Genomic DNA, 24,943 nt, shown 5'->3' on the forward strand with positions numbered 1-24,943 from the left:
ACCCGTCGAGGCGGGCGACAAGCGTGTTGCAGCCGTGGTACTGAGGTTAGTTTGGCGGATCGAAGCAGATCTTCGCGGGGCTCTTTGAGGTATGGCGGTCAACCGGCCACGACGCGATGACCCATCGTGTCGCGACAGTTGATATGTAAAGGATTGCAAGACATGGCACAGGGAACTGTGAAGTGGTTCAACGCGGAAAAGGGCTTCGGCTTCATCGCGCCTGACGAGGGCTCCGACGACGTGTTCGTCCACTACTCCGAGATCCAGGGATCCGGTTTCCGCACCCTCGAGGAGAACCAGCGGGTGGAGTTCGAGGTCGGCCAGGGCACCAAGGGCCCGCAGGCCACCGGCGTTCGCGCGGTCTGAGACCACCTGCGCAACTGCATTACGCAGCTTGCCGACAACCGCTCCCGTCTCGTTCAGTCGAGACGGGAGCGGTTTGTTTTTTCCGGGGGGTCGCTGAAGCGTCGGCGCGAACCGCCGCGGGAAAGACCGGTGCCGGGGACCCGGACCACCTAATCTCGGATTGTGGGCCAGTTGTCGTTTTTCTCCGCGGAGACCGAGGAGCCCGCGTACTCCGATCTCGCGGGCCTGCTCGCGGCGCACGGTCAGGCAGTCCGTTCGGACTCCGGTACGCGGGTCTCGATCGTCGTCCGCGATCGCTGGCGCGCGGAGCAGATCGTCGAGGAGATGCGGGCCTCCGGTCTCGACGCCGAGGTCACCACTTCCGACGAGGGCACCCCGTTGGCCCGCACCGCGGCGTGTCATGAACTCGACGCACTTCATCAGGCATGGTCGGCCGGCGCGGTCAAGGCGATGCCCTCCGGCTGGATTCCGTCATACCGTGCGCTGCGGCTCTGGGTGATCGCCTCCGGCCACTCCGACGAAGGCCGCTACCAACTCGGTCTCGACCCGCACGCCCCCGACACCCACGCGGCACTCGCCACCGCACTGATGAGGGTCGGGATCGCACCCACCCTGGTCGGCACGCGGGGTCATTCACCTGCACTTCGCATCGCCGGCCACCGTCGTCTCGTTCGTCTGCACGAATACGTGGGTCCGCCGCCGAATGCAGCGGCAGTGCCGGATTGGCCACCTGCGGACATACATTAGCGATCTCATCTAGATCGTTCTGGCCTGGGAAAATGCCGACCGAAAGCGCGGTATGGGTCACATCAGACAGCGTCACACGGAATTCGGATGTGCAAACGGCGCTATACATAAGGTACAAACCCATCGAACACACCTGTTGAGACATGCAGGTGGTTCTCCACCCAGTCAACCGAAGGACGCCCCGGTGGCCGAGACCAGCACCGCATCCCGCTCTAGTGGGGGAATCCGACGACTCGTGATCGTCGAGTCCCCTACAAAGGCGCGCAAGATCGCCGGTTACCTCGGCTCCAACTACGTGGTGGAGTCGTCCCGCGGCCACATTCGCGACCTGCCGCGCGGCGCCGCCGACGTCCCGGCCAAGTACAAGGGCCAGCCCTGGGCGCGCCTCGGGGTGAACGTCGACGACAACTTCGAGCCGCTCTACGTCGTCTCGCCGGACAAGAAGACCACCGTCAGCGAGCTGAAGTCGCTGATGAAGGACGTCGACGAGCTCTACCTCGCCACGGACGGTGACCGCGAGGGGGAGGCCATCGCATGGCACCTCCTCGAAACGCTCAAGCCGAAGATCCCGGTCAAGCGGATGGTGTTCCACGAGATCACCGAACCCGCCATCCGCGCGGCCGCCGAGAACCCGCGTGATCTCGACATCGACCTGGTCGATGCCCAGGAGACCCGCCGCATCCTCGACCGCCTCTACGGCTACGAGGTGTCGCCGGTCCTGTGGAAGAAGGTCATGCCGAAGCTGTCGGCGGGCCGCGTGCAGTCCGTCGCGACGCGCATCATCGTCGAGCGTGAACGTGAGCGCATGGCGTTCGTGTCCGCCGAGTACTGGGACATCGCCGCCACGATGGACGCCGGCGCCGAGGCCAGCCCCTCGACGTTCAAGGCACGTCTGGTCAACGTCGACGACGCCCGCGTCGCCACCGGTCGCGACTTCGAGGCGACCGGCGAACTGAAGAAGTCCGACGGGGTCGTCGTGCTCAACGCCGACCGTGCCGAGAGCCTGGCCGCAGGCCTGCGCGGCGCCGCCATGACGGTGACGTCGGTCGAGGAGAAGCCCTACACTCGTCGCCCGTACGCGCCGTTCATGACGTCGACGCTGCAGCAGGAGGCCGGACGCAAGCTGCGGTTCACCTCCGACCGCACCATGCGCATCGCGCAGCGGCTGTATGAGAACGGCTTCATCACCTACATGCGTACCGACTCGACGAGCCTGAGCGAGTCGGCGATCAACGCCGCCCGCACACAGGCCCGCGAGCTGTACGGCGACAACTTCGTGCATCCGACGCCGCGTCAGTACACCCGCAAGGTCAAGAACGCGCAGGAAGCCCACGAGGCGATCCGTCCCGCCGGCGAGACCTTCCGGACCCCCGGCCAGGTAGCCGGCCAGCTCGAGGCCGACGAGTTCCGCCTGTACGAGCTCATCTGGCAGCGCACCGTAGCCTCCCAGATGGCCGACGCCAAGGGCACCACGCTGAGCCTGCGCATCGCGGGTACCGCGTCGTCCGGTGAGCGCGCGACCTTCGCCTCGTCGGGCCGCACCATCACGTTCCCCGGCTTCCTGTCGGCCTACGTCGAGACCGTCGACGAGCAGACCGGCGGCCAGGCAGACGACGCCGAGAACCGCCTGCCGCAGCTGACCGAGGGCCAGTCGCTCACCGCGACCGAGCTGACCGCCGACGGCCACTCGACCAACCCGCCGGCCCGCTTCACCGAGGCGTCGCTGGTCAAGGTGCTCGAGGAGCTGGGCATCGGCCGTCCGTCGACCTACGCCTCGATCATCGGCACCATCCAGGACCGCGGTTACGTCGTGAAGAAGGGCAACGCCCTCGTCCCGTCGTGGATCGCCTTCGCGGTGGTCGGGCTCCTCGAGGCGTATTTCGAGAGTCTCGTCGACTACGACTTCACCGCGACCCTCGAGGACGACCTCGACCAGATCGCCACCGGCAACGAGAACCGCACCAAGTGGCTGTCGGAGTTCTACTTCGGCGACGAGCGGTCCGGCGATGCCGAGGCACGCTCGGCGCACTCGGCGATCGCCCAGTACGGCGGCCTCAAGAAGCTCGTCGGCGTCAATCTCGAGGAGATCGACGCCCGCCAGGTCAACTCGATCCGGCTCTTCGACGACGAAGAGGGCCGTCCGATCTACGTGCGCGTCGGCCGCTTCGGTCCCTACCTCGAGCGTGACCTCAACGCGAACAAGAAGACCGACGCCGATGCCGAACCCGATCTGCAGCGCGCCAACCTGCCCGCCGACATCACGCCGGACGAACTGACCCTGGAGATCGCGGAGAAGCTGTTCTCGACGCCGCAGGAGGGTCGCTCGCTGGGCGTCGACCCGCTGACCGGCCACGAGATCGTCGCCAAGGAAGGACGTTTCGGTCCGTACGTGACCGAGATCCTGCCCTCCGACGACGATGACGACGACGGCGAGGCTCCGATCACCATCCCCGCGGGTCCGACGCCGCGCGACGGTGGATCCCCCGGCGCCGGCGGCAGCGGTGCCGGCGACGCCGATGTGGTCCCGCTCGATTCCCCGGGCGGCGGCACCACCACCAAGACCAAGCCGGCGGCGAAGAAGGCCGCCAAGAAGGCAGCGAAGAAGGCCGGCCCCAAGCCGCGCACCGGCTCGCTGTTCAAGTCGATGGACATCTCGACGGTCACCCTCGAGGACGCGCTGAAGCTGCTGTCGCTGCCGCGCGTCGTCGGCGTCGACCCCGAGTCCGGCGACGAGATCACCGCGCAGAACGGCCGCTACGGTCCGTACCTGAAGAAGGGGTCCGATTCGCGGTCCCTCGCCAGCGAGGAACAGCTCTTCGAGATCACCCTCGACGAGGCCCTGAAGATCTACTCCGAGCCCAAGCGTCGTGGACGGCAGGCCGCTGCGCCGCCGCTGCGGGAACTGGGCAAGGACGACGAGGTCAGCGGCAAGCCGATGGTCATCAAGGACGGCCGCTTCGGTCCGTACGTGACCGACGGCGAGACCAACGCCAGCCTGCGCAAGGGCGACGAGGTCGACTCGATCACGCCGGAACGCGCGATGGAACTCCTCGCCGATCGCCGTGCCCGCGGCCCGGCGAAGAAGGCCGCCAAGAAGGCCCCGGCCAAGAAGGCTGCGAAGAAGACAGCCGCCAAGAAGACCGCGAAGAAGGCGGCCGCCAAGAAGACGACGGCCAAGAAGACAGCAGCCAAGAAGACGACGGCCAAGAAGGCTGCGCCGCCCGCGGAGGATTAGGCGCGACCCACCGCCGCCTGAGGGTGCGAGGAGCGGAAGCCGGCTGAGTAAGCGACGAAGGGGCGCATCGAAGTCGACGCGCCACGAAGGCCCTCGTGAGAACGCGTCCGGAGCTGCTCAGTCCAGGCGGTACGGCGCCATGTGCGGGCGGGCCAGGAGCGTCTCGATCCCGCGTCCGCGGAGTTCGACGCCTTCACCGATCTCCCAGTGCTCGGCCTCCTGATGCGAGGCCAGGAACACCGCACGGGCCGATCCCAGCACGCGCGTGGGCTCGTCCTTCGCGAGTTCGGTGAGGCGGGCGGCCTCGTTCACCGGGTCGCCGATGACGGTGTACTCGAGGCGCTGCTCGGCGCCGATGTGACCGGCGATCGCCTTGCCTGCGGAGACGCCGATGCCGATGTCGGTGTCGCCGAGGGTCTGATACAGCTCGGCGCGCAGTTCGCGGGCGGAGGCCAGCGCGCGGCCGGCGAAGTCGTCGAGGTCGAGGGGAGCGCCGAAGATCGCGAGCGCCGCATCACCCTGGAACTTGTTGACGAAACCGCCGTGGCGTCCGACGACGGCCACGACCACGCGGAAGAACTCGTTGAGCAGTTCGACGATCTCGCGCGGCGGACGGTTCACGGCCAGGCGCGTCGAACCGACGATGTCGACGAACAGCACTCCGACGTAGCGTTCCTCGCCGCCGAGTTCGGTGCCGGTCTCGATGGCGCGTCGTGCGACGTCCTCGCCGACGTAGCGGCCGAACAAGTTGCGTAGTTCCTGTCGTTCGCGCAGGTCGGCAACCATGTCGTTGAAGCCGGCCTGCAGCAGGCCGAGGTCGCTGCCGTCGTAGATCTTCACCGCGACGTTGAGGTCGCCGTCACTGACCTTCGACTGGGCGCGACGAAGCTGCTTGATGGGGTCGTTGATGGCGGCCACGACGCGCACGATCGCGATGACGCTGAATGCGAGAGCCGACACCGCCATCCACAGGATCGGGCGTTCGAGCCCGGTGGAGTCGCCTTCGAAGATGCCCAGCCTGTGCAGCACGATGAGGCCGATGATCACGACCATCGGCGCGACGACGCTGATCACCCAGAACGCGGTGATGCGGGTGGTGACGCTCGGGGCGATCGCGTGGTCGGGATTGTTGGCCATCGCGGCGACGGTGATCGGCCGCATGACCTTCTCGGCCTGCATGTAGCTCAGCGCGCAGGTGACCATCGCACCGATGGCGCTCGCGATCGCGACGATGAAGGCGTTCTTCGACGAGACGGTCAGATTGACCAGCGTGAAGAGCGTGCCGCCCACCACCCACAGCGCGGCGTTGACGACGGTCAGCAGCGTTGGCAGCGCGAGCGCGCGGCGTCGGGCGGCCTCGTTGTCCAGCCGGGTGCGTCTGCGGTGCCACACGAGCACGGGTAGCGAGAGCTGGATGCTGGCGTAGCCGCCGATGACCATCGCGATCAACAGGTAAGCCGCGAAGATCACCTGGTTCAGTGCGGTGATCTCGTCGAGGCTGATCGAATCCTGGAGCGGCATCCCGAAACGGAGGAATGCGAAGGTGAACAGTGCGCCGACGAGGTTGGCGCGGAGCATGTCGAGGGCGAGGATCGGCCAGGGCGTATGAATCAGCCACCGGCCAAGGTGCAGCACCTTGGACCACCGCGACCGCTGTTCCACCACGGAGACTACGGTAGCTGGCTGCTTGCAGTCGTTAAACACGGTTCCGCCCCGATGGCGTGTCCGAACTGCGGTTTAGGGTGTGGTTGTGACCAATGTCTTTGATCGGCTGACCGGCCAAGAGGCGATCGCGGACGATCTGCGTGCGGCGGCGCGTGCTGCGCGGGTCCTCGCGCAGCAACTCGATGCCGGCAGCAGCGAAGGCCTGTTCGTGCCCGACGACGAGATCCCGGGCGTCGACGCGGGGTGGTCACGCGCGTCGATGACGCATTCCTGGCTCTTCACCGGACCGCCCGGAAGCGGCCGTTCGGTGGCCGCGACCTGTTTCGCGGCTGCGCTGCAGTGTCAGTCGCCCGAGTCGGCGAACGTCGGGTGCGGCGAGTGCCGTGCCTGTGTGACGGTGATGGCCAAGACCCACGCCGACGTCCGGCACGTCGTGCCCGAGGGCCTGAGCCTGGCGGTCGGCGCGATGCGCGACATCGTGCAGGCCGCCGCCCGCCGCCCCGGAACCGGGCGCTGGCAGATCGTCATCGTGGAGGATGCCGACCGCCTCACCGAACAGGCCGCGAACGCGCTGCTGAAGGTCGTCGAGGAGCCGCCACCGCGCACCGTGTTCCTGCTCTGCGCGCCCTCGGTGGACCCGGAGGACATCTCGGTGACCCTCCGATCGCGATGCCGCCACGTCGCGCTGGTGTCGCCGACACCCGCGGCCATCGAGCGCGTGCTGATCGAACGCGACGGCCTCGACCCCGAGCAGGCCCGCTGGGCGGCGTCGGTCTGCGGCGGCCACATCGGTCGTGCCCGACGCCTCGCCACCGATCCCGACGCCCGTTCGCAGCGCGAGAAGGCGCTGTCGCTGGCGCGGGCCGCTTCCCGGGATTCGACGGCGTATGCCGCGGCCGAGGAGCTGGTGCGGTCGGCGGAGACCGCGGCCAAGGCGATCAGTGCCGAACTCGACGAGGCCGAGACGGAGGAGATGAAGACCGCGCTCGGTGCGGGCGGTACCGGCAAGGGGACCGCCCGGATGCCCCGCGGGAGTGCCGGCGCGCTGAAGGAGCTGGAGAAGCGTCAGAAGTCGCGCGCCACGCGCGTCGGTCGCGATGTCCTCGACCGCGCCCTCGTCGACCTCGCCGCTCTCTTCCGCGACGCGCTCGTCGTCGGGGTCGGGGCGAAGGTGACCGCGATGCACCCGGACAAGTCAGATGACATCTCGATCCCCCTGGCCGGTTATGCCCGCCCCGAGCAGCTGCTGTCGTGCGTCGAGGCCGTCCTCGACTGCCGCGAGGCGCTGGACATGAACGTCAAACCCAAGTTTGCGGTCGACGACATGGTCGCCCGGATCGGGTTGGCGCTCAAGCGCAAGGTCGACGCCTAGCAATCGCGGGGACTCCCCAATCTCGCAAAGCACCCACTATTGGTAACTGATGTGTTACCAATAGTGGGTGGATGCATTCGAGGCGATCGCCGACCCGACCCGTCGGGCGCTTGTCGAACGTCTCGCGCAGCGTCCCGCACGCGTGGTCGATCTCGCGGCCGAGCATCCGGTCAGCCGCCCGGCGATCTCGCGCCACCTCCGGGTCCTCGGCGAGGCCGGCGTCGTCGCGGCCGTCGACCACGGCCGTGAACGGCACTACGAACTCGTGTCCGGGGGACTTGCGCCGGTACGCGACTGGCTGGACGGACTGGCGTCGGGAGCAACGCAGCCGTTCGGCGAGCATCATCTAGTGTCCTGAGTCATTAATTCGTGTGCAGTAGTGGGCGATGGAGTCGAGGATCTGGTCAGCGGTCTTGACCCACACGTAGGGGCGGGGGTTGTCGTTCCAGGTCTCGATCCACGCTCTGATGTCGGCATTGAGTGCTCGTACGGTGCGATGGGTGGAGCGTTGGAGTTTCTTGGTGGTCAGTTCGGCGAACCAGCGTTCGACGAGGTTCATCCAGGATGAGCTGGTGGGAGTGAAGTGGACAACAAACCGCGGGTGCGCGGTCAGCCATCGCTTGACCGCGGGTGTCTTGTGGGTGGAGGCATTGTCCATGACCAGGTGGACGTCGAGCTCGTCGGGTACCTCGGCGTCGATCTTGCGGAGAAATCCGATGAATCCCGTTGCGCGATGCCGTGAGTGAAGCGAACCGATGACTTTTCCCGACGCGATGTCCAACGCCGCGTACAGGCTGGAGGTGCCGTTGCGCACGTAGTCGTGGCTGGCCCGTTGCGGGGTGCCCGGGAGCATGGGAAAGATCGGCTGGGTGCGATCGAGCGCTTGGATCTGGGTCTTCTCGTCAACGCAGAGCACCAGGGCACGTTCGGGTGGGTTCATGTAGAGCCCGACGACGTCGCGGACCTTCTCGGTGAACATGGGATCTTTCGACAGCTTCCACGAATCCTGTTTGTGTGGAGCCAATCCGAACGCTCTCCATACACGCGAAACAGTTGACTGCGACATGTCGAGATGCTCAGCCATCGACCGAGTCGACCAGTGTGTCGCATTCTTCGGAGTGGTCTCGAGAGTTGCGGTGATCAGGTTTTTGATCTGCTCGTCGTCGACGGTTCGAGGTCGCCCGGGCCGGGGTTCGTCGAGCAACCCCTCGCAGCGGTGCTCGACGAACCGGCCTCGCCATCGCCGCACGGTACCTCGGTTGAGGCCGAGTCGTTGTGCCACTTCGGTATTCGACCCGCCATCAGCGGCGGCGAGAACGATTCGTGATCGCATCGCCAAACCCGAGGCCGTCGTTCGCCGACGCGCCCACCCTTCGAGCTCACGGCGCTCGTCATCGGTCAGAACAATATCCACTGCTCGCGGACCCCGGGTTGCCATTCCCCAGTCTATCAACCGAATGACAATTAATGACTCAGGACACTAGACGCGCTCGACCTCGAGGTTCGACGCACTGTGCGGGAGTTCGCCGACCCGAGCATTCAGACCGGCGAACAGAAGGAGACAGGATGAAAGCCGAAGTGACGGCCACCGGGCGCCGGGAGATCCGCGACGGGGTGGCCTATGTGGTCCTCGAGCGCACCTTTGACGCGCCGGTCGCAGCGGTGTGGGCAGCCATCACCGAACCGGCCCGGCTCGAACGGTGGGTGGGGATCTGGGATGGGGATCCGACACACGGTTACGTCGACTTCCGGATGACCGCCGAGGGCGAGGACGCGGAGGCGGAGCGAATGGCCATTCTGGAATGCGAGCCGCCGAACCGGCTCGTCGTCGAATCGAAGAGCCCGGACCCCGACGGCGGGGCCGACGATGTGTGGCGACTGGAGCTAGATCTGACCGAGGCCGACGGTACGACCACCCTCACGTTCGCGCAGGGACTCTCACGCCCCGAGATGGCCGAGAACGTCGGTCCCGGGTGGGAGTACTACCTCGACCGGCTCGTCGCGGCCGAGTCCGGCAGCGGCGTCGACGCGGTGGACTGGGATGCCTACTATCGGGCGCTGTCGGCTCCTTACGCGCAGATGTTCGCCGGCTGAGCACGTCGCGACTCTTACGCGACGGTAATCAGGCTGCAACACGGCCTCTTTAACGTCTCCGGTCATGACACGCCCCCTGGGTACGGGGATCAACATCTCTGGACTGACCAAGACGTTCACCTCTCGTTCGCTGCGCGGCAGTTCGACGGTGACCGCGTTGTCCGACGTCTCGCTGAGCACGTCGGAGGGTTCCTTCTTGTCGTTGCTGGGTCCGTCGGGCTGTGGCAAGTCGACAGTGCTGCGCATCCTCGCCGGCCTCGAGGACGCCACCTCGGGGACTGCGCTGATGAACGGGCAATCGCCGCAGGACCTCCAGCGAAATCATGAGCTGGGCATCGCCTTCCAGGATTCGGCGCTTCTGCCGTGGCGTTCGGTGGAGTCCAACATCAAGCTGCCGCTGCAGGTCGGTGGCATGCCGGCCGACGACGGCCTCGTCGCCGACCTGATCGAACTGGTCGGCCTCAAGGGCTTCGAGACGTCCAAGCCCGCGATGCTCTCCGGCGGTATGCGGCAACGTGTTTCGATCGCGCGCGCTCTGGTGGTGAAACCGACCGCCCTGTTGCTCGACGAACCGTTCGGCGCCCTCGACGACATGACCCGGCAGCGACTCAACGTCGAACTGCTGCGCATCTGGACCAAGAAACCGGCGACCACGCTGATGGTCACGCACGGTATCGCCGAGGCGGTCTTCCTCTCCGACGTGGTCGCGGTCATGAGTCCGCGGCCGGGCACGGTGGTGGAGGTGGTCCCCATCGATCTGCCGCGGCCCCGCGTCCCGGAGATGATGCGCACGCCGGAGTTCCATGCGATCCACGACCATCTCTCCGGGCTGCTGTTCGGTAAGCAGGCGACCGCGAAACCGGCCGAAGACGTTGCGCCGGAACCTGTTGCGGAGGGCGTGAGTGGCTGAGTTCGGATCGGTCCGATGGTTGGCCGGTCTCGGGGGGATCGCCGGGCTCATCGTGGTGTGGTGGGCAACCGGTGCGATGGAGTTGTTCGGCGGAACGGTCCCGACGCCGTGGGCGGTGCTCGCCGAGATCGGCGAGACCGGGTCCACCTATTACGTCGACAACTTCTCGCTGACAGTCGAACTCGCGCTCCGCGGATTCCTCTGGGGCAACGGGCTCGCGATCGCGCTGGCCGTCATCGTGATCCTGTTCCCGCCGGTCGAGGGCCTCGCGACCCAGCTCGCGATCCTGTCGTACTGCACGCCGATCATCGCCGTCGCGCCGATCATCCAGGTGGCTTTCGCCGAGGTGACGACGATGATCGTCTTCCTCGCCGCCATCTCGGTGTTCTTCACGACGATGATCGGGACGCTGTCGGGTCTACGCTCACCGCATGCCGGCAGTCTCGACCTCGTCAAGGTCTACGGCGGCGGCCGCTTCGCGCAACTGTGGCGGGTGAGATCCGTCGCCGCACTGCCGAACACGCTGGCAGCCATCAAGATCGCTGCTCCCGCGGCCGTACTGGGTGCCGTGCTCGGCGAGTTCCTCGCGATGCCCGAGACCGGTGCCGGACCGGCGATGATCATCGCCCAACAGAGCGGCAACATCCCGCAGGTGTGGGCAATCGCCCTGATCAGTGGGGCGGTTGCGGGCCTCGGCTACGCCGTGGTCGCGGTGATCGCGAAGTATGCGACGGCCTGGTCGAACGGAACGGCGGCAGGACGATGAGCACCGATGTGGGGACTCTCGGAGCGGGTGGCCTCGGAACCGGCGGTCTATGGGCGGCAGGACGTTTCCTCGGCTCCCTGCTGCTGTCGTTCGCGCTGATCCTGGTGATCTGGTGGCTGTTCCTACTCGCCTTCCCCGACATCGGCCCGATCATCGGGCGCACGCCCGTCGACGTGTTCGACTACCTGTTCGTCGACGCCGGCGCGCCGGCGGCCCGCGCCGAGATCTTCGGCAACCTCTGGATCACGCTGCAGGACGCGGCAATCGGATTCGTCGTCGGTATGCTCGCGGCGATCGCCACGGCGGCGATCTTCGTCGTGTCCCGTTCGGCGGCACAGACCTTCATGCCGATCGCGATGCTCCTCAGGTCGGTGCCGTTGGTCGCGATGACACCGCTGATCACCGTCATCGTCGGTCGGGGAGTCGCGGTGGTCGCGGTGATGGGCGGGATCGTCGTGTTCTTCCCCGCGCTCGTGATGATCATGACCGGGCTGTCGAATGCGCCGCGACAGATCACCGATGTGATCAGTGTGTACGGCGGGGGACGCTGGACGGCGTTGCGCTGCTCCGCGATTCCGTCGGCGGTGCCGTCGCTGTTCAGCGCGGCCAAGGTTTCGGTGCCGGGTGCGCTCATCGGCGCGACCGTCGCCGAGTGGTTGGGGACCAACAAAGGCCTCGGTGCGTCGCTTCAGCGGGCCCTGCCCGCGGCGGCCTATGACGAGCTGTGGGCCTCGGTCCTCGTCATCACCGTGGCTTCGATCGTCATCTACGCAGTGGTGGGTGTCATCGAGACTGTCGTCCTGTCACAGATGGGAATGCAGCACAACTGAGGTCGAGCGCACGCACGACCCGATCTGCTTCTGGCGAAAGGTAATTCTCACATGGCCAACTCCTTCGACCGTCGATCGTTCCTCCGCTATTCGATGATGGGTGGCGCAGCTGCCGGTGCCCTCGGCCTGACCGGCGCGTTGTCGGCGTGCAGTTCCGGTGGCTCCGCGAGCGGGGGAACGGCCTCGACCAACCCGAAGGTGCAGCTGTCGTGGCAGAAGAACATCGAGTTCGCCGGTGAGTACTTCGCCATCGAGAACGGCTACTTCGAGGAGGAAGGTCTCGGCACGCCCGAACTGATCACCGGTGGTGGTGCGGGTACCGGCGTCGAGAACGGTCTGACGTCGAACAAGGTGTGGATCGGCATGTCCTCGCCGCAGCTGACCGCACCGGTCATCCTGCAGGGAGCCAAGCTGATGACCGTTGCCGCGACGTTCCAGCGCAACCCGTTCTGCATCGTGTCGTCGGCCGACAAGCCCATTCTCAGCCCAGAGGACATGAAGGGCCGCAAGATCGGCGTCCAGGCGACCAACGAGAACGTCTTCCAGGCGCTGCTCACGGCCAACAACATGACCGAGGCCGACATCCAGAAGATCACTGTCCAGTACGACCCGACGCCGCTGAAGAACGGCGAGGTCGACGGCTGGGTCAGCTATATGACCAACGAGCCGATCACCTTGGAGGAGAGCGGCTTCCCGAATGTCAACTTCTTGTTCGCCGACTTCAACCTGCCGCTCGTCGCCGAGACCCTCGTCGTCCGGCAGGACACCATCGACAACGAGCGCGACAAGGTGAAGGCCTTCCTCAAGGCGGACATCAAGGGCTGGTACGACGCGGTGGCCGACCCGGCGGGGTCCGCGCGCCTCGCCGTGACCAAGTACGGCAAGGACCTGGGCCTCGACGAGGCCGAGCAGACGAAGGAGGCCATCGCGCAGAACACGCTCGTCGTCTCCGAGGACACCAAGGCCAACGGCCTGCTCACGATGACCGACGAACTGATCGCGATGAACATCGAAGCCCTGGCCAAGGGCGGCTTCGCCCTCGAGGCCGAGCAGATCTTCGACATGTCGCTCATCAAGGAGGTCTACGAGGAGAACCCCGACCTGAAGAGGTGACCCGCCCTATCATTGGTGCACGGTCGGTGGCCGTGCAGCCGATGAGCAAGGGAGCAGGCGATGTCGGACTTCATCCGCAAGATCAAGGAAGAGGCCAGGGCCGTCTCGGCTGCCATTGACCAGGAGCTGACCGTGCTCGAAGGAGTCCCGGGGTACGACCCGCTGGCTGATGACGAGGACGTGGAATCGTCGGACGACGCCACCGTCGACGAAGCCGAGGGCGAGTCGACCAAGTAGACACGTCGCAACAACGGCCGCCGGGTGGGATCTCCCGCTCGGCGGCCGTCGTGCGTCCTGCGCGTGCGCTCACTTCTTGACGAAACCCAGCAGCGCCTCGTTGACCTCGGCGGAGTGCGTCCACAGCAGGCCGTGGGGCGCGCCCTCGATCTCGACGTACTCGGCCTCCGGGACGGCATCGCGGAAACGGCGGCCGGTGGCGTCGATCGGCAGGATGTTGTCGGCGGCACCGTGCAGGATCAGCGTCGGTTTCCCCGAATCGCGAACTGCGGCGACGTCGGAGCGGAAGTCCTCGATCCAGGTCGGGACGACGGCGTAGGCCGCGACCGGTGCGCTGCCGACAGCGGTGATCCAGTTGGCGTCGACGACCTCCTGGGTGATGCGGGTACCGAGGGTGTCGTCGAGGTTGTAGAAATCCTTGTAGAACTGCGTGTACCAGGCGTAGCGGTTATCCTTGGCGGCCTGTGCGATGCCGTCGAAGACCGCGGCGTCGACGCCCTCGGGATTGTCGTCGGTCTTCACCAGGAACGGCTCGAGCGATGCGAGGAACGCGAACTTGGCGATCCGCTTGGTGCCGTACTTCCCGGCGTAGCGTGCGAGTTCGCCCGTGCCCATCGAGAATCCGACCAGGATGACGTCGCGCAGGTCCAGGGTCTCGAGCACGGTGTTCAGGTCGGCGGCGAAGGTGTCGTAGTGGTATCCGGTGCCGACCTTGCTGGACTTGCCGAAACCCCGACGGTCGTAGGTGATGACCCGGTAGCCGGCGTCGACCAGCTCGCGAGCCTGCAACTCCCAACTGTTGCCGTCGAGCGGGTAGCCGTGGATCAGCACGACCGGTTGACCGGTCCCGTGGTCCTCGTAGTACAGCTCGATGTCGGTGGTGTTCTCGGTGCCGACGTTGATGTAACCCATGGCGATCACTTCTCTCTTCTGCAGCGACCCGAGGGGGTCTGATCGGAGCTGTGGGGAACGGTCGTTCTCTCAGCTGGTTGCTACACTAGAGAACGGTCGTTCCCCGCGCAAGGGGTAATTGGGAATCAGTGAGGACGGTGCGTCGTGGCAGCTTCTGAGAACCTCGCGGTCGACCCACGTGAGCAGGTCATTCGAGCCGCGGATGAGCTGTTCAACGCTCATGGGGTCCATGCGGTCGGAATGGACAGGGTTCGTGACGCCGCGGGCGTATCGCTCAAGAAGATCTACTCACTGTTCCCCTCCAAGGAGGCCCTGATCCTCGCGGTCCTCGACGACCGGACCCGGCAGTGGAATGCCGGTGTCGCCGAATGTGCGGAGGGGCTGTCGACGCCGCGGGCGAAGCTGCTGGCGATCTTCGACTTCCTGCTCGGATGGTTCGGGACCGACGAGTTCCGGGGGTGCGCGTTCATCAACGCCTACGGCGAGTTGGGTGGGGAGTTGCCGTCGGTGGCCGAGGCGGTGCGCAAGCAGAAGTGCGCATTCCAGGACTACGTGGCCGGCCTGGTCGAGGAGCTCGGCGGGCCGTCGCAGCTGGCTGCTCAGCTGGCGATTCTGGCGGAGGGGGCGCAAACGACCGCGGCGATCGCCGGCACCGCGCAGGCGGCTGATGACGCACGTGGCGCTGCCGAGGTTTTGATAGACCACGCTCTCGGATAGGTTGTCGTTCGTTTGACGGAATGCCGTCAACTGCATTGTTAGTGGGTCATCTGAACCAATTGTTAGAGACATTCCCAGTAATCAATCTCGCGAGAGCAAAATTGAGTCATCATTCTGACCTGGGCAAACGTACCTGTTCCGAATCTCTAATTCGGTCTGCTAATGTCCCGGCGTAATCGATTCCTTGTGTTGCGTTGTGGAGGACTGACGCACAACGGATCTCGGGCTGGGAAAGGTGCACAATGCGATTCACCAAGATGGCGACGGCTGGATTCGGTCTGGCAGCGGCGGCCGCGATGACATTCTCCGGGTCGGGAGGGGCGTCGGCGGCGGCGCTTCTCCCGTCGTATTTTCCTCACACCCAGTCCCTCAGCGACGGGACGGTGACCGTGAAGGTGACCAACGGGACGTCGAAGACGACGAAGTGCCAGCTCTCCGTCCACGATGCATCTAAGAAGTCGCAGCTCGAGGGGCGCGCTGCCGCCGTCAATGTGCTCCTCGGCTTCGGCCTGGAGAGCGATACGCTCGCGGAGGCACGCCAGGATGCGGCGGCCGGCGCGCTCAAGATCGTGTGGACCAACAAGTCGATCCTGAAGGACGGTACGGCCACCGCGACATGGAAGTCCGGTCGGACCGACACGTCGTACGCGATCTACCAGGAGTGCACGTCGCCTGACCCGCTCCTGGGACTGACCTACAACGGTGTCGCACAGGTCTACCTCGTGAACGGAACCGGCAAGTCCCCTGACTCGCCTGATGACTCGGGCAACGGCAGCCTAGGCGGGCTGTTCGGCGGTCTGCTCGGATAGTTCCCCGGTCGGTGGGGAGGCGGGCGCGGCTCGTCGGCTCCACCGTCGATTCGGCGTGGTAACTCTCGCGCCGGTCATGTCGATGCTCTGGGCACGTCGTCGTGCCCGCAGCTATCAGAACAATCAATCCCCCCGACGTCGTCGATTCGTCGGGCTCACCCGACGACACATGTTGTGGGGCAATGAATCATGCGTAGGAAAGGGATCAGATGCGGTTTTCACGCGTGGCACTGACGGGAATCGGAATGGCGGCCGGCGCCGCGGTGGCATTCACCGGAAGCGGAGAGGCGTCGGCGGCGCTGCTGTCGCCGTCGTCGTACCCGCACACCCAGTCGCTCACCAACGGCACACTGACTGTGAATGTGGGCAATGAGACGTCGAAGACGGCAACGTGCTGGCTGTCCGTACATGACGCGAGCAAGGAGACCCAGCTCGGTCTGCGTGTGGCTGCCGTCAACGCGATCCTCGCCTCCGGTATCGAGTCTCAGGTGCTCGACAATGCCCGGGCCGACGCGGCCGACGGGGCACTGAAAATCGTGTGGTCCGGCCAGTCCGTCGCCAAGGACTCGTCGGCGACCGGCACCTGGGTCTCGAACCGGGCCGACACGTCGTACGCGATCTACCAGGAATGCACGACGCCTGATCCGGTCACCGGCCTGACGATCAACGGCCTCGCACAGGTGTACAAGGTCACCGGCACCGGCAAACCGGCCGATAACGGCGGTGGTGACAACGGCGGTGGCGATAGCGGCGGTGGCGATAACGGCGGAGGGAACTCGGGCAACGGCAGCCTCAGCGGCCTGTTCGGCTCCTCCTAGCCAGCCCTCGGTCGGTGGGGGTTCAGGCGGTCTCGCGGCCCGTCGAATCCCCACCGGCCGAACCGGTTTCGGAAGAGTCGGAACTCTCTCGATCGCCGGCGCTACTACTCGATGAGTCGTCGTCGCCGGTCGCCGAGTCGGTATCTCGGGATCCGCTGTCGCCGGAGTCCGGTTTCTCCGAACCCGAACCCGAACCCGAGCCCTCGGAATCCGGCTTCTCGGAACCGTCGGGACGGTCGCCGGCGGCGCCGGAGCCGGGTTCACCCTCGCCGCGATCGACTGCCGGTTCGCGGTCGTCCGTGGGGACGTCGTCGACCGCCGATGGCACCGCGCCGACGGGGACGATCCCCCGCGTTTCGGGCGGACCTTCCGGCCTCTCGGCGCCGGTCGCGACTTCGGACGGCACGGTCACGGTGTATCCGTCGCCGGACTGGTCCTGCTTGACCTCCGCGGCCGTGACCGGCACCGCTGCGGTGTCGGGGTTCGGCGCCTGGGTCGGGTAGTAGGCCTCGGCGAGCGCGTCCCAGCGGGCGAGATCGTCCTTGTCGTAGGTGATCCCGAGGGTGTCGTAAACGGCTGCCACCAGTAGTGCCAGGGGATGCGCCGCGTCATACACGAGGTATGTGGTGTTCCCGCTGGTGTATTCGGTCGGGTCACCCAGACGTTCGACGTCACCGTAGGTGTGCGGTCCATTGCCAGAGTGGATGGTGAGGAACCCGGCCGCATTGACGACGAGCGACGAGACGGGCCGGTACGCCACCCACTGGAAGTTGCTGACCGGGTCGCCGACGACGATCACCGACACGACCCTGATCTTGCCGCTGGCTTCCGGATCGCGGGCGCCGTCGGCGTCGATCCCGGCCACCGCGACGAACGGCTTCAGGAAGGGCACGGTGTCGAGCCAGGCCTTGATGCCCCAGGGGCTCCGCGGGTCGGACACCAGGACGACCATGTCCTTGCCCGGGACGAGGAAGTCGTTGTCGTAGGCCCGGGGATCCTCGGCGGCGTCGCCGAGTGCGTCGGCGCCCTGCGAATAGCCGGTGTAGACGACGAACGGGCGATCCTCACCCATGTCGGCGAACGCGGCCATCACAGCCAGGTTCTGGTTCATCGCATGCTCTTTGGACTCGTCGTAGCCCGGCGAGAACGGTGCGAGCGTGTTCGAGCGGCCGGCGATGACGGGTCCGAAGGACTCGGCGTAGTTCACGATCAGGGTCTGCCGCTTGCCGACGTACGGAAGGTTACGCGGGATCAGCGTGGTGTCGTTGGTCCCTGGGGTGACGACCATGATCGCGCCGTCGGGCAGGTCGTCGGTGAAGATGTCGCTGGTGTTGTCGTGCTGCGTGGCTTCCCGCACGATTTCGCGCTCGATGAGGGATTCGACGACGGCGGTGACGTTCGTCGACGCTACGGCGATCGGCACGACGGTACCGAGAGACAACGCGCTGAGCGCCAACGAAGTGGCTGTTGCGCGCGATGGTCTCCGAGAAGATGTGGCCGGACGCGCCGGTCGAGACCGGTGCTGTCGTCGCCGACGTGCCCCCAATTGACCTCCTACAGTCGCATGGAGTCTAAGGAGCAGGGGGCTCGGGAGGTGTCATCCGAACGGATTAACACCGACAATCCTGGCACGCAATTGTCTTAGCGCGGCTAAGGGGGCTCGTGTGAGCGATTCACTGGTGGATGAAGAAGGCCGGCGCTGAATCCCGGGGAATCGCGGAACGCCGTGCGGATCTTGGATCGCACGATCCTGGTGGAGCCGCCCAGGGGAATCGAACCCCTGACCTATTCATTACGAGTGAATTGCTCTACCGACTGAGCTAGGGCGGCGTGCTACGCGAGGCAGCGCAGACGAGTCTAGCGAGTCCGCCGCCCGCAACAAAAACCGGCTCCACTCGTGTGCCTCGACGTGCCGCCGTGCAGGACCGCGTCGCGAGCCCAGGTGCGCTGCTTGTAGCTCGCCAACCCTGCGTGACCTGGCGCTTCTGACGGGCACTCGGGGCTCAGAGCGGGTAGTCGGGGCCGCAGCCCACCGGCACCCGATGGGCGGGGTCGAGGGTGTTGCGGACGAGCGCGGCGACGGTCGGGGAGTAGGCCATGCCGACGTGACCGATCTTCGACGCCGGGCACACGTCCTGGATCAGCGTGTTGACGACGTTCGGGCCGGGCGTCATGAGGGTGTTCGTGTACGGGGTGGAGATCTCGTCGTAGCGGGTCGCGAGGTTGACGTACTCGATCGACGGGTGCCGAGGACCCCAGTAGCTCTGGCCGGGAGCCCGGGCCGGGAGTCGGTCGGTGATCGAGCCGACGCGCGAGGTTCCCCGGTGTGACGCAGACAGGGAGATGAGGGTGTCGACCTGTGTGGCGCGGCCGGGGAGCTGTGTCACCAGCTGGGCGATCGCTCCGCCCTGGCTGTGGCCGATGAGGTCGACCTTGGCGGCGCCGGTGGCGGCGAGGACCTTGTCGATGAACGGTGCGACCTGCTGCGCCGCGGACCGTTCCTTGTTGCCGAGGCCGCCGGTGTTACCGCTCCAGGAGGCCTGGCCGTAGGTGAGGCTGAAGACGCAGTAGCCGGCGTTGACGAGAGTCGGTGCGAGGTACGCCCAGTTGGCGCTCTGGTTCATGGCTGTGGCGTGCAGCAGGACGATCGGGTCGCGTCCTTGCCGATCCTTGCAGCTGAACCGGTTGCTGCCGGCCGGTGACTCGCCGGCCGGGCTCAGGTAGTGCTCGGCGATCGCCGTGTTGGCGTCGGTCGTGACGGGGAAGGGCGCGGCCTGCGCGGTACCCGGGGCCAGCAGCACGCAGGCCGCGGCGAGCGCGGTCGCAGCGGCGGCGAGACCTGATCGGAGACGGTTCATAACAGCATTGTCGCCCATGACCGCCAGCGCGACAGGCGGTCTCGCTCCTACGCCAAGATCTCCGCCATCTGGGTCAGGCGGATGCTGTTGCCCGACGGGTCGCGAAAGCCTGCGTCGATTCCGTACGGACGTTCTTCGGGCTCCTCGGTGAACTCGACGCCGCGGGCGGACAAGGCCTCGAAGTCCCCTCTGCAGTCGTCGGTGGTGAGGAAGACCGTTCCCGCGAACCCCTTGGACATCAGGCTGTGGATCTCGCCGGAGATCTCGGCCTCGAAGGCGGGTGGGCCGGGGATGTCCATCAGCACGATGGACACGTCGTCCTGTCCGGGCGGTCCGACGGTGAGCCAGCGGAACCCGCCCATCTCCAGCAGGGAGACGTCCGAGCGAACCTCCATCCCGACCTTCGTCGTCCAGAAGTCCAGGGCCTCGTCCTGGTCATGTACCCACAACTGTGCGCTCGCTATGCGAATCATGTTGTCCACCTTTTGAATCGGTCTGACCGGGGTGGGATTCCCCTCCGGTGGGACCAAAGCTACGCGCGTACAGGTGTGGCGGTCTTCTTCCCATGTGCTGTCTTCGCGGAGGCCTGAACAGGGTTCTCGGTCGGTGCGACGCCCGACGTGGATCGGTCGACACGGCTGGCCGGTCCCGGCCGGGAATAGACCCGGAGCACGCATGCGGGGACGTGCGCGTACGTCGCGGCGGGCGGGAACGAATCCCGGTACGCCGTCGGGGTCTTGCCGAAGGCGCGGGCGAAGCTCGCGGTGAACGACCCGACGCTCGACAATCCCACCGCCATGCAGATGTCGGCGACGGTGCGATCCGTCCCGCGCAGCATCGCGGCGGCCCGTTCGAGTCGACGTGTCTGCAGATAGGAGTGCGGGGACTGTCCGAATGCGGCGGTGAACGCACGCGAGAAGTGTGCGCGGGACAGCTTCGCCGCAGCCGCCATGTCGTCGACGGTCAGCGGTTCGGCGAACCGGACGTCGGCGAGATCCTTGGCACGCAGGAGGTGGCGCGCAGGATGTGTGCCGTGCATGGACTGATTATGCGGAGCTCGCGACCAGCGCGCGCCCCGTTCGGGGTGGGCTAACCGCGGTCGCGGTGGAGGAACTCGACGCCACGCGGCGAGAGTGCGTAACCGACCTCGAGGCTCTCGGTCAGTCCCAGTTTCTTCAACTTGGTGACGTCGTTCTTGAAACCGGCTCGGTCCCTGCCGAGTTCGGCTGCGAGGTCGGTGGATACGACGCCGGGCCGGCGGCCGATGATCTCGAGTGTGTGGCGCGTCCAGTGGCCGTTCTTGGATCGGGCGTCCATCCGGTCGAGCCGTGAACGAATGTCGGCGACGTCGTCGTCGGAGAGGTCGTCATCGGCCCGTAGTGCGATCCGCGGGTCCTGGCCGATACATCGGAGTCCGATCCGGTAGGTCGGGTTGTGGGTGTTGACGCACAGCGTCGCACGTAGTTCGTCGGCGCTGTCGTAACCGGCCCGTCGCGCCTCCTTCGCGGTGATCTTTGCGGGATCGACGCGTTCCATGGACGTCACCTCGATGACGTGCGTGAGTGCGATGAAGCTCGACCCGGGTCGGATGCGGGGATGTCCCCAACGTCGGTAGGCGAGGTCGACGGAACCGTCGGCGACCCCGCGCGCCACTGCAGCTGTGAGAAGCACATCTTCGACCGTAGCGACGGCGCCGAGGTCGCGCAGACAGTCCAGAACCGGGTGCGGTGCTTGTGGAGCACGTCTGAGATGTTGCTGAGAGCTGTTGTAGGGTGACCCGAGATCAGCGACGGCAGTGCCGGCGCCCGGGGGATCTTCCTTTTGGTGTCGTGTCGTCGTATGCACAGCTGACGACGATCACCAGCCGGGGGGAGGGGGTCTCATGGTGCTTTCGCGTCCGCAGTCGCTGTGGTTCCCCGACGTTCCCGCGTGGCCGTCGTCGGGCGCCACGCCGGCAGTCGAATTGGCTGCTCACCTAGCGCGATTTCGATCCGTCGACGCGGTTGCGAACAATGTCGATGGCGCCGCTGTGGCGGTGCTCGACGTTCCGGTCCTGCCAGGAGAGCTGCCGACGCCGAGGTTCGATACCCCGGTCGCCGGGGTTCCGGCGAAGCCGTCGTCCGATCTCGATTCCTTCCTCGCCGAGGCCGAGGCGTCGGTCCGCGCAAAGCGGAAGGCCGTGTCCGGCAGGGCTCCCGGCTGGCGACGATTCCTTGGTTCGGGACCGCGGATCGCGGGTGCGGCAGCCGCAATTCTTGCGATTGTGGCCACAGTGCTCCTCGCTGTCACCTTTGCCGGTGGTGGTTCGGACAGTCCGGTGGTTGCCGCAGAAACCACGGAGTCCACTACACCGACCGAGGCGCCGTCGACGTCGGGCGTCGTCCGTCACCCGGCCTGCGCGCCGCGTCCCATCGGTTCGGGGACCACTGTGTCGAACGACGACGAGAAGGGCGACCAGGAGTCCGGTCCGGGCGCGATCCGCGCGTTCAACCACGCCTACTACGTGCTGCGCTCGGCGAAAGCCGCACGCGCAGTGGCGGCCCCGGGTGCCGTCGCCTCCGAGTACGTGATGCAGCAGTACATCGATCAGCGCCCCATCGGCACGCGGCACTGTCTGAAGATCACCGAACGGGCGCCCGGCAAGTACTCGGTGGTGCTCACCGAGTTGCAGCCCGACGCGGCGCCCATCACCTATCGCCAGGTCATCCGCACGTCCACGACAGGCGGCCAGACCTTCATCCAGTCCATCAAGTCCGTCGAATGAGTTCAGACAGAAAGCCATTCGGATGGCGCAGAAAGGTAGTCCCGAGGTGACCCAGAGCCGAGGTCGGCATCGTAAACGTCGGACCCCGAGTGGTCCGTTGTTGTCGGTGACGTCTGCTGTTGTGGCAGTGTCGATCACTGCTGGTGCGGGTGCGGCGTTCGCTGTCCCGGAGCAGGGTGGCACCGATCCGTCGGATTCGGTGCCGGGTCAGGGGGTACGAGTCCGTCGGATGTTGCGCCGGGTGCCCCGGCTCCGGGCGATGCAGTGGTCCAACCGGTCGTCGTCCCGGGTCCGGGTTCGATTCCGGGTCCGCCGGTCGAGGCTCCGTACCAGCCGTACGACCAGTCGCTGTCGCAGAGTTACCAGCAGCCGTACTCGCCGGCGATCACCAATCCTGTTGGGCCGCGGGTCACTCCGCCGGTGCGTCCGATCGCGCCGCCGCCGGACAAGATCCGTGTGGGTAACTTCGTCACCGACATCCCGAAGGGCTTGTCGAAGAAGGACGTCAACTCGATCAATGCGTGGTCGGCGTATGGCGAGGCGAAGATCGCTCAGGGTTTGATCTCGGTGGGTGTGCCGGAGGACGAGGCGAGTCGTCGTGCTGCTGCCACGATCATCGGTGTGATGGCCGGTGGAACGGCTGGTGCTGTTGCGCTGGGTATTCCGTCGGCGGTGGTTGGTGCTGTTGGTGGGGCCGGGGTCGGTGCCGTCGCCGGTGCGATCGTCGGGTCCTTGCCTCCTTACCACATCTTGGGGTGGTCCGGGCGCGGCGATTGGGGCCGGAGCCGGTGCTGCGATCGGAGGCGTCGGTGTTGGCGTGGCCGGAGCTGCACTTGGATTCGCAATTGGTGGCACCGCAGGCGGTCTGCTTGCGTACTCACTCGGTGCAGGCGACCCCGGGGCTAATCCGGATGAACCATGGAAGAACGACAGCCCCCGACACGCGTTGCCGGAGAACGGCGGCTTGAACCAGTTCGAATTCCACCTATCGGCGGAGGACGCTCGTCGTTCAGGTCTGCCGGCAGTCGATTACGTCGTGAACAACCGTGGAGATGTGGACGTCAAGGTCGGGTCTTCGGTCCACAAGTGGTCCGGTCAGCAGGCTCGCTCGCCGTATGCCGTGTTCGGTCCGCATGCTGAGAAGTCCGTTCGGGACTGGACTAGGGCGCAGTCGGACAACCTGAAGAAGACCATTCCGGGGAGTGAAGTTCTCTGGCCCGGGGAACTGTCCAGGTAATAGTTGCTCCGTTTCGCGTAAAGCTACTCGACCAGGTCGCAACCGTGTTGTCCGCACTGAATGAAATTGCAAGCGAGGAAGACACGTTCAACGCGCCCGTGAAGGGCGGTCGAAGGGAGATCGATGAAGAAGTTACTAGTGGCGCTTGCCGGGGTTATTGCGGCGGCGATGGGTCTGGTTGGTGTTGGGACGGCCTCGGCCGCACCGGTTCCACAAGTCTCGCCGACCGGGTACAACTTCGGAACGTTCGGTGACCATGCCTCGTGTCGCGGTGCGATCAATGTGACGGTGGATGCACCAGCGAAGAAGCGTGGAGTTGTGCGGGTGACGGCGCGATCGCACGGCTTTACCGGAGACGGTGCCGGATGGAAACGAAATCCCAAGTGTCGCGTACTCTTCGGGAATTTCTTTACCAGCGTGCGTGGGTACAACCTTGAAAAGTGGGTAAGCGGAACGTTCGGGCCGAGGCCAGGGGAGAAAAAGGTCTGGGAGATTGCCACGGGATCCGGTCCCGTCAGTCTTGGGTTCGGCGGTTTCTCGCCTAATAGTCAGGTTCGGGTGCCCGCCGGTTATGGGGCGACGATCTACATGCTGGTTCCCTGACTCTTCCCGTGGTGCCGTTCACTGTTCGTGGACACGCGCCGAATGGCCCGGCGGGCGCGCCTCAGTCGATTGGGTACGGCGCCTACCTTCTGGTTCCATAAGGACCGATGACTGCTGCAACACCTCGCGACGGCGACCCGCAGATCTGGGATGAGCGGGCCGTTGTCGTCTGCGGAACCGCCGGCGGGGTCGGCACTTCTGTCGTGTCGGCTCTCCTCGCCGAACATCGCGCCGCATCGAGCCTCGGCCTGCTCTCGTGGTGGGTCGACGCATCTGGCAACGACTGCGACATCGAACTCCGCCTCCGCGGAACCGGCAACGAAGAGTTGCTGCGCACCGCGTCGGGCACGGGCCTGTGGCTGCCGCCTGACGAAGCGGCGGTCACCGATGCCGTCGTCGAGGTGTGGCGGCAGGGAGCAGTACCGGTGCTCGACGCCGGGGCGCATCCGCTGACACTGCTGCCCGAACTTGCCGAGGACGACCTCCCGAATCTCACGCCCGTCCTCGTGATCAGCCCACGCCCCGACCTGCTCAACCGGGCACGCGTCATCTTCACGGAGTGGGACCGCGCCGGCGTACTCGAGAACACCGTCGTCGTGATCGCCTCCCAGCTGCCGGTACAGCAGCAGACGGGCCTCGCGGACATGCTCGTCGGTGTGGTGTCCGGGGCGGTCGGCACGGTGATCGGCCTCGACTACGACCCGGTTCTCGGCGCCGGGACCTCACTCGACCAGGACGCTCGACGCGGGTTCCTGCCTGCAACGGTCGAGTCCATCGCGAAACTCGCGGCAGCTACGTCGAACCGGCACTGACGGCGATTCCAGAGTGCGGCCTGAGTGCCGGAAAACGGCACCCAGGCCGCACTCTGGAAAACCGGGCCCTTTCGAAAC

25 protein-coding genes and 1 tRNA gene are annotated in these 24,943 nt (G+C 66.1%); 17 read left to right on the top strand and 9 right to left on the bottom strand.

Annotation, left to right across the window (positions count from 1 at the left end; all coding sequences use genetic code 11):
- Window positions 1–162: 162 nt before the first annotated feature.
- The 3 genes from RVF83_RS08115 to topA all read left to right on the top strand — a co-directional run bounded on the left by RVF83_RS08115 (window position 163) and on the right by topA (window position 4,348).
- The gene (locus tag RVF83_RS08115) at window positions 163–366 is read left to right on the top strand and encodes a cold-shock protein (RefSeq protein ID WP_004022110.1); all 204 of its coding nucleotides are present in this window, start codon (window positions 163–165) and stop codon (window positions 364–366) included.
- A 162-nt stretch (window positions 367–528) separates the two neighbouring features.
- Window positions 529–1,113, top strand: coding sequence for a hypothetical protein (locus RVF83_RS08120; RefSeq protein WP_005194608.1), 585 nt, complete (start codon window positions 529–531; stop codon window positions 1,111–1,113).
- 184 nt (window positions 1,114–1,297) lie between these two features.
- The gene (topA, locus tag RVF83_RS08125; protein WP_005194610.1) at window positions 1,298–4,348 is read left to right on the top strand and encodes a type I DNA topoisomerase; all 3,051 of its coding nucleotides are present in this window, start codon (window positions 1,298–1,300) and stop codon (window positions 4,346–4,348) included.
- A gap of 117 nt (window positions 4,349–4,465) precedes the next feature.
- Here topA and RVF83_RS08130 read toward each other — a convergent pair whose 3' ends face one another.
- A complete protein-coding gene (locus RVF83_RS08130) occupies window positions 4,466–5,983 on the bottom strand; it encodes an adenylate/guanylate cyclase domain-containing protein (RefSeq protein ID WP_119033584.1) in 1,518 nt (505 codons plus the stop codon).
- A 115-nt stretch (window positions 5,984–6,098) separates the two neighbouring features.
- Between RVF83_RS08130 and RVF83_RS08135 the strand changes: the two genes are divergently transcribed.
- Window positions 6,099–7,385 carry a DNA polymerase III subunit delta' gene (locus RVF83_RS08135; RefSeq protein WP_005201065.1) on the top strand — a complete coding sequence of 429 codons (1,287 nt, stop codon included), beginning with the start codon at window positions 6,099–6,101 and terminating at the stop codon, window positions 7,383–7,385.
- Between the two features lie 67 nt (window positions 7,386–7,452).
- Window positions 7,453–7,743, top strand: coding sequence for a metalloregulator ArsR/SmtB family transcription factor (locus RVF83_RS08140; protein ID WP_312029656.1), 291 nt, complete (start codon window positions 7,453–7,455; stop codon window positions 7,741–7,743).
- On the opposite strand, the gene RVF83_RS08145 is transcribed toward RVF83_RS08140, so the two are convergent.
- Window positions 7,732–8,823: an IS630 family transposase gene (locus RVF83_RS08145; protein WP_341262013.1), complete on the bottom strand. Its 1,092-nt coding sequence runs from the start codon at window positions 8,821–8,823 to the stop codon at window positions 7,732–7,734. The two genes, RVF83_RS08140 and RVF83_RS08145, sit on opposite strands and share 12 nt — an antisense overlap.
- 128 nt (window positions 8,824–8,951) lie before the next feature.
- Here RVF83_RS08145 and RVF83_RS08150 point away from each other — a divergent pair, with 128 nt between their 5' ends.
- The 6 genes from RVF83_RS08150 to RVF83_RS08175 all read left to right on the top strand — a co-directional run bounded on the left by RVF83_RS08150 (window position 8,952) and on the right by RVF83_RS08175 (window position 13,335).
- Window positions 8,952–9,479, top strand: coding sequence for an SRPBCC family protein (locus RVF83_RS08150; RefSeq protein WP_005198318.1), 528 nt, complete (start codon window positions 8,952–8,954; stop codon window positions 9,477–9,479).
- Window positions 9,480–9,543: 64 nt separating this feature from the next.
- The gene (locus RVF83_RS08155; protein ID WP_005198319.1) at window positions 9,544–10,389 is read left to right on the top strand and encodes an ABC transporter ATP-binding protein; all 846 of its coding nucleotides are present in this window, start codon (window positions 9,544–9,546) and stop codon (window positions 10,387–10,389) included.
- A complete protein-coding gene (locus RVF83_RS08160) occupies window positions 10,382–11,155 on the top strand; it encodes an ABC transporter permease (RefSeq protein WP_005198320.1) in 774 nt (257 codons plus the stop codon). The genes RVF83_RS08155 and RVF83_RS08160 overlap by 8 nt, the downstream gene beginning before the upstream one ends.
- The gene (locus RVF83_RS08165; RefSeq protein ID WP_005198321.1) at window positions 11,152–11,985 is read left to right on the top strand and encodes an ABC transporter permease; all 834 of its coding nucleotides are present in this window, start codon (window positions 11,152–11,154) and stop codon (window positions 11,983–11,985) included. The genes RVF83_RS08160 and RVF83_RS08165 overlap by 4 nt, the downstream gene beginning before the upstream one ends.
- Before the next feature lie 51 nt (window positions 11,986–12,036).
- Window positions 12,037–13,098 carry an ABC transporter substrate-binding protein gene (locus RVF83_RS08170; RefSeq protein ID WP_005198323.1) on the top strand — a complete coding sequence of 354 codons (1,062 nt, stop codon included), beginning with the start codon at window positions 12,037–12,039 and terminating at the stop codon, window positions 13,096–13,098.
- A 60-nt stretch (window positions 13,099–13,158) separates the two neighbouring features.
- A complete protein-coding gene (locus RVF83_RS08175) occupies window positions 13,159–13,335 on the top strand; it encodes a hypothetical protein (protein ID WP_005198324.1) in 177 nt (58 codons plus the stop codon).
- A 69-nt stretch (window positions 13,336–13,404) separates the two neighbouring features.
- Here RVF83_RS08175 and RVF83_RS08180 read toward each other — a convergent pair whose 3' ends face one another.
- Window positions 13,405–14,247 (bottom strand): alpha/beta fold hydrolase, encoded by an 843-nt coding sequence (locus RVF83_RS08180; RefSeq protein ID WP_039880400.1) that lies wholly within the window; start codon window positions 14,245–14,247, stop codon window positions 13,405–13,407.
- A 144-nt stretch (window positions 14,248–14,391) separates the two neighbouring features.
- Here RVF83_RS08180 and RVF83_RS08185 point away from each other — a divergent pair, with 144 nt between their 5' ends.
- From RVF83_RS08185 to RVF83_RS08195, 3 genes are all read left to right on the top strand, one after another.
- Window positions 14,392–14,964 (top strand): TetR/AcrR family transcriptional regulator, encoded by a 573-nt coding sequence (locus RVF83_RS08185; RefSeq protein ID WP_005198328.1) that lies wholly within the window; start codon window positions 14,392–14,394, stop codon window positions 14,962–14,964.
- 242 nt (window positions 14,965–15,206) lie between these two features.
- The gene (locus RVF83_RS08190) at window positions 15,207–15,773 is read left to right on the top strand and encodes a hypothetical protein (RefSeq protein WP_005198329.1); all 567 of its coding nucleotides are present in this window, start codon (window positions 15,207–15,209) and stop codon (window positions 15,771–15,773) included.
- A 209-nt stretch (window positions 15,774–15,982) separates the two neighbouring features.
- Window positions 15,983–16,591, top strand: a complete 609-nt coding sequence (locus tag RVF83_RS08195; RefSeq protein ID WP_005198331.1) for a hypothetical protein — start codon at window positions 15,983–15,985, stop codon at window positions 16,589–16,591.
- A 22-nt stretch (window positions 16,592–16,613) separates the two neighbouring features.
- On the opposite strand, the gene RVF83_RS08200 is transcribed toward RVF83_RS08195, so the two are convergent.
- The 6 genes from RVF83_RS08200 to RVF83_RS08225 all read right to left on the bottom strand — a co-directional run bounded on the left by RVF83_RS08200 (window position 16,614) and on the right by RVF83_RS08225 (window position 21,120).
- Window positions 16,614–18,014 carry a hypothetical protein gene (locus RVF83_RS08200; RefSeq protein ID WP_005198333.1) on the bottom strand — a complete coding sequence of 467 codons (1,401 nt, stop codon included), beginning with the start codon at window positions 18,012–18,014 and terminating at the stop codon, window positions 16,614–16,616.
- Window positions 18,015–18,345: 331 nt separating this feature from the next.
- Window positions 18,346–18,421, bottom strand: a tRNA-Thr gene (locus RVF83_RS08205).
- A 173-nt stretch (window positions 18,422–18,594) separates the two neighbouring features.
- A complete protein-coding gene (locus tag RVF83_RS08210) occupies window positions 18,595–19,449 on the bottom strand; it encodes an esterase/lipase family protein (protein WP_168432690.1) in 855 nt (284 codons plus the stop codon).
- 47 nt (window positions 19,450–19,496) lie between these two features.
- Window positions 19,497–19,922: a VOC family protein gene (locus tag RVF83_RS08215; RefSeq protein ID WP_005198337.1), complete on the bottom strand. Its 426-nt coding sequence runs from the start codon at window positions 19,920–19,922 to the stop codon at window positions 19,497–19,499.
- A gap of 59 nt (window positions 19,923–19,981) precedes the next feature.
- A complete protein-coding gene (locus tag RVF83_RS08220) occupies window positions 19,982–20,488 on the bottom strand; it encodes a helix-turn-helix domain-containing protein (RefSeq protein ID WP_005198339.1) in 507 nt (168 codons plus the stop codon).
- Between the two features lie 50 nt (window positions 20,489–20,538).
- Window positions 20,539–21,120 (bottom strand): hypothetical protein, encoded by a 582-nt coding sequence (locus RVF83_RS08225; RefSeq protein ID WP_005198341.1) that lies wholly within the window; start codon window positions 21,118–21,120, stop codon window positions 20,539–20,541.
- Between the two features lie 211 nt (window positions 21,121–21,331).
- Between RVF83_RS08225 and RVF83_RS08230 the strand changes: the two genes are divergently transcribed.
- From RVF83_RS08230 to RVF83_RS08245, 3 genes are all read left to right on the top strand, one after another.
- The gene (locus RVF83_RS08230; protein WP_005198342.1) at window positions 21,332–22,213 is read left to right on the top strand and encodes a hypothetical protein; all 882 of its coding nucleotides are present in this window, start codon (window positions 21,332–21,334) and stop codon (window positions 22,211–22,213) included.
- 1,360 nt (window positions 22,214–23,573) lie between these two features.
- Window positions 23,574–24,053, top strand: a complete 480-nt coding sequence (locus RVF83_RS08240) for a hypothetical protein (protein ID WP_005198347.1) — start codon at window positions 23,574–23,576, stop codon at window positions 24,051–24,053.
- A 107-nt stretch (window positions 24,054–24,160) separates the two neighbouring features.
- The gene (locus RVF83_RS08245) at window positions 24,161–24,865 is read left to right on the top strand and encodes a hypothetical protein (protein WP_005198350.1); all 705 of its coding nucleotides are present in this window, start codon (window positions 24,161–24,163) and stop codon (window positions 24,863–24,865) included.
- Window positions 24,866–24,943: the final 78 nt, after the last annotated feature.

The sequence above is a fragment of the Gordonia rubripertincta genome, assembly GCF_038024875.1.
Lineage (GTDB): Bacteria > Actinomycetota > Actinomycetes > Mycobacteriales > Mycobacteriaceae > Gordonia > Gordonia rubripertincta.

What these genes read in the sequence shown, in the direction of transcription:
- RVF83_RS08115 (WP_004022110.1), top strand. Translation starts at nt 163, where the DNA reads ATGGCACAGGGAACTGTGAAGTGGTTCAACGCGGAAAAGGGCTTCGGC.
- RVF83_RS08145 (WP_341262013.1), bottom strand. Translation starts at nt 8,823, where the DNA reads ATGGCAACCCGGGGTCCGCGAGCAGTGGATATTGTTCTGACCGATGAC.
- RVF83_RS08150 (WP_005198318.1), top strand. Translation starts at nt 8,952, where the DNA reads ATGAAAGCCGAAGTGACGGCCACCGGGCGCCGGGAGATCCGCGACGGG.
- RVF83_RS08155 (WP_005198319.1), top strand. Translation starts at nt 9,544, where the DNA reads ATGACACGCCCCCTGGGTACGGGGATCAACATCTCTGGACTGACCAAG.
- RVF83_RS08165 (WP_005198321.1), top strand. Translation starts at nt 11,152, where the DNA reads ATGAGCACCGATGTGGGGACTCTCGGAGCGGGTGGCCTCGGAACCGGC.
- RVF83_RS08170 (WP_005198323.1), top strand. Translation starts at nt 12,037, where the DNA reads ATGGCCAACTCCTTCGACCGTCGATCGTTCCTCCGCTATTCGATGATG.
- RVF83_RS08175 (WP_005198324.1), top strand. Translation starts at nt 13,159, where the DNA reads ATGTCGGACTTCATCCGCAAGATCAAGGAAGAGGCCAGGGCCGTCTCG.
- RVF83_RS08180 (WP_039880400.1), bottom strand. Translation starts at nt 14,247, where the DNA reads ATGGGTTACATCAACGTCGGCACCGAGAACACCACCGACATCGAGCTG.
- RVF83_RS08190 (WP_005198329.1), top strand. Translation starts at nt 15,207, where the DNA reads ATGCGATTCACCAAGATGGCGACGGCTGGATTCGGTCTGGCAGCGGCG.
- RVF83_RS08195 (WP_005198331.1), top strand. Translation starts at nt 15,983, where the DNA reads ATGCGGTTTTCACGCGTGGCACTGACGGGAATCGGAATGGCGGCCGGC.
- RVF83_RS08210 (WP_168432690.1), bottom strand. Translation starts at nt 19,449, where the DNA reads ATGAACCGTCTCCGATCAGGTCTCGCCGCCGCTGCGACCGCGCTCGCC.
- RVF83_RS08215 (WP_005198337.1), bottom strand. Translation starts at nt 19,922, where the DNA reads ATGATTCGCATAGCGAGCGCACAGTTGTGGGTACATGACCAGGACGAG.
- RVF83_RS08220 (WP_005198339.1), bottom strand. Translation starts at nt 20,488, where the DNA reads ATGCACGGCACACATCCTGCGCGCCACCTCCTGCGTGCCAAGGATCTC.
- RVF83_RS08230 (WP_005198342.1), top strand. Translation starts at nt 21,332, where the DNA reads ATGGTGCTTTCGCGTCCGCAGTCGCTGTGGTTCCCCGACGTTCCCGCG.
- RVF83_RS08240 (WP_005198347.1), top strand. Translation starts at nt 23,574, where the DNA reads ATGAAGAAGTTACTAGTGGCGCTTGCCGGGGTTATTGCGGCGGCGATG.
- RVF83_RS08245 (WP_005198350.1), top strand. Translation starts at nt 24,161, where the DNA reads ATGACTGCTGCAACACCTCGCGACGGCGACCCGCAGATCTGGGATGAG.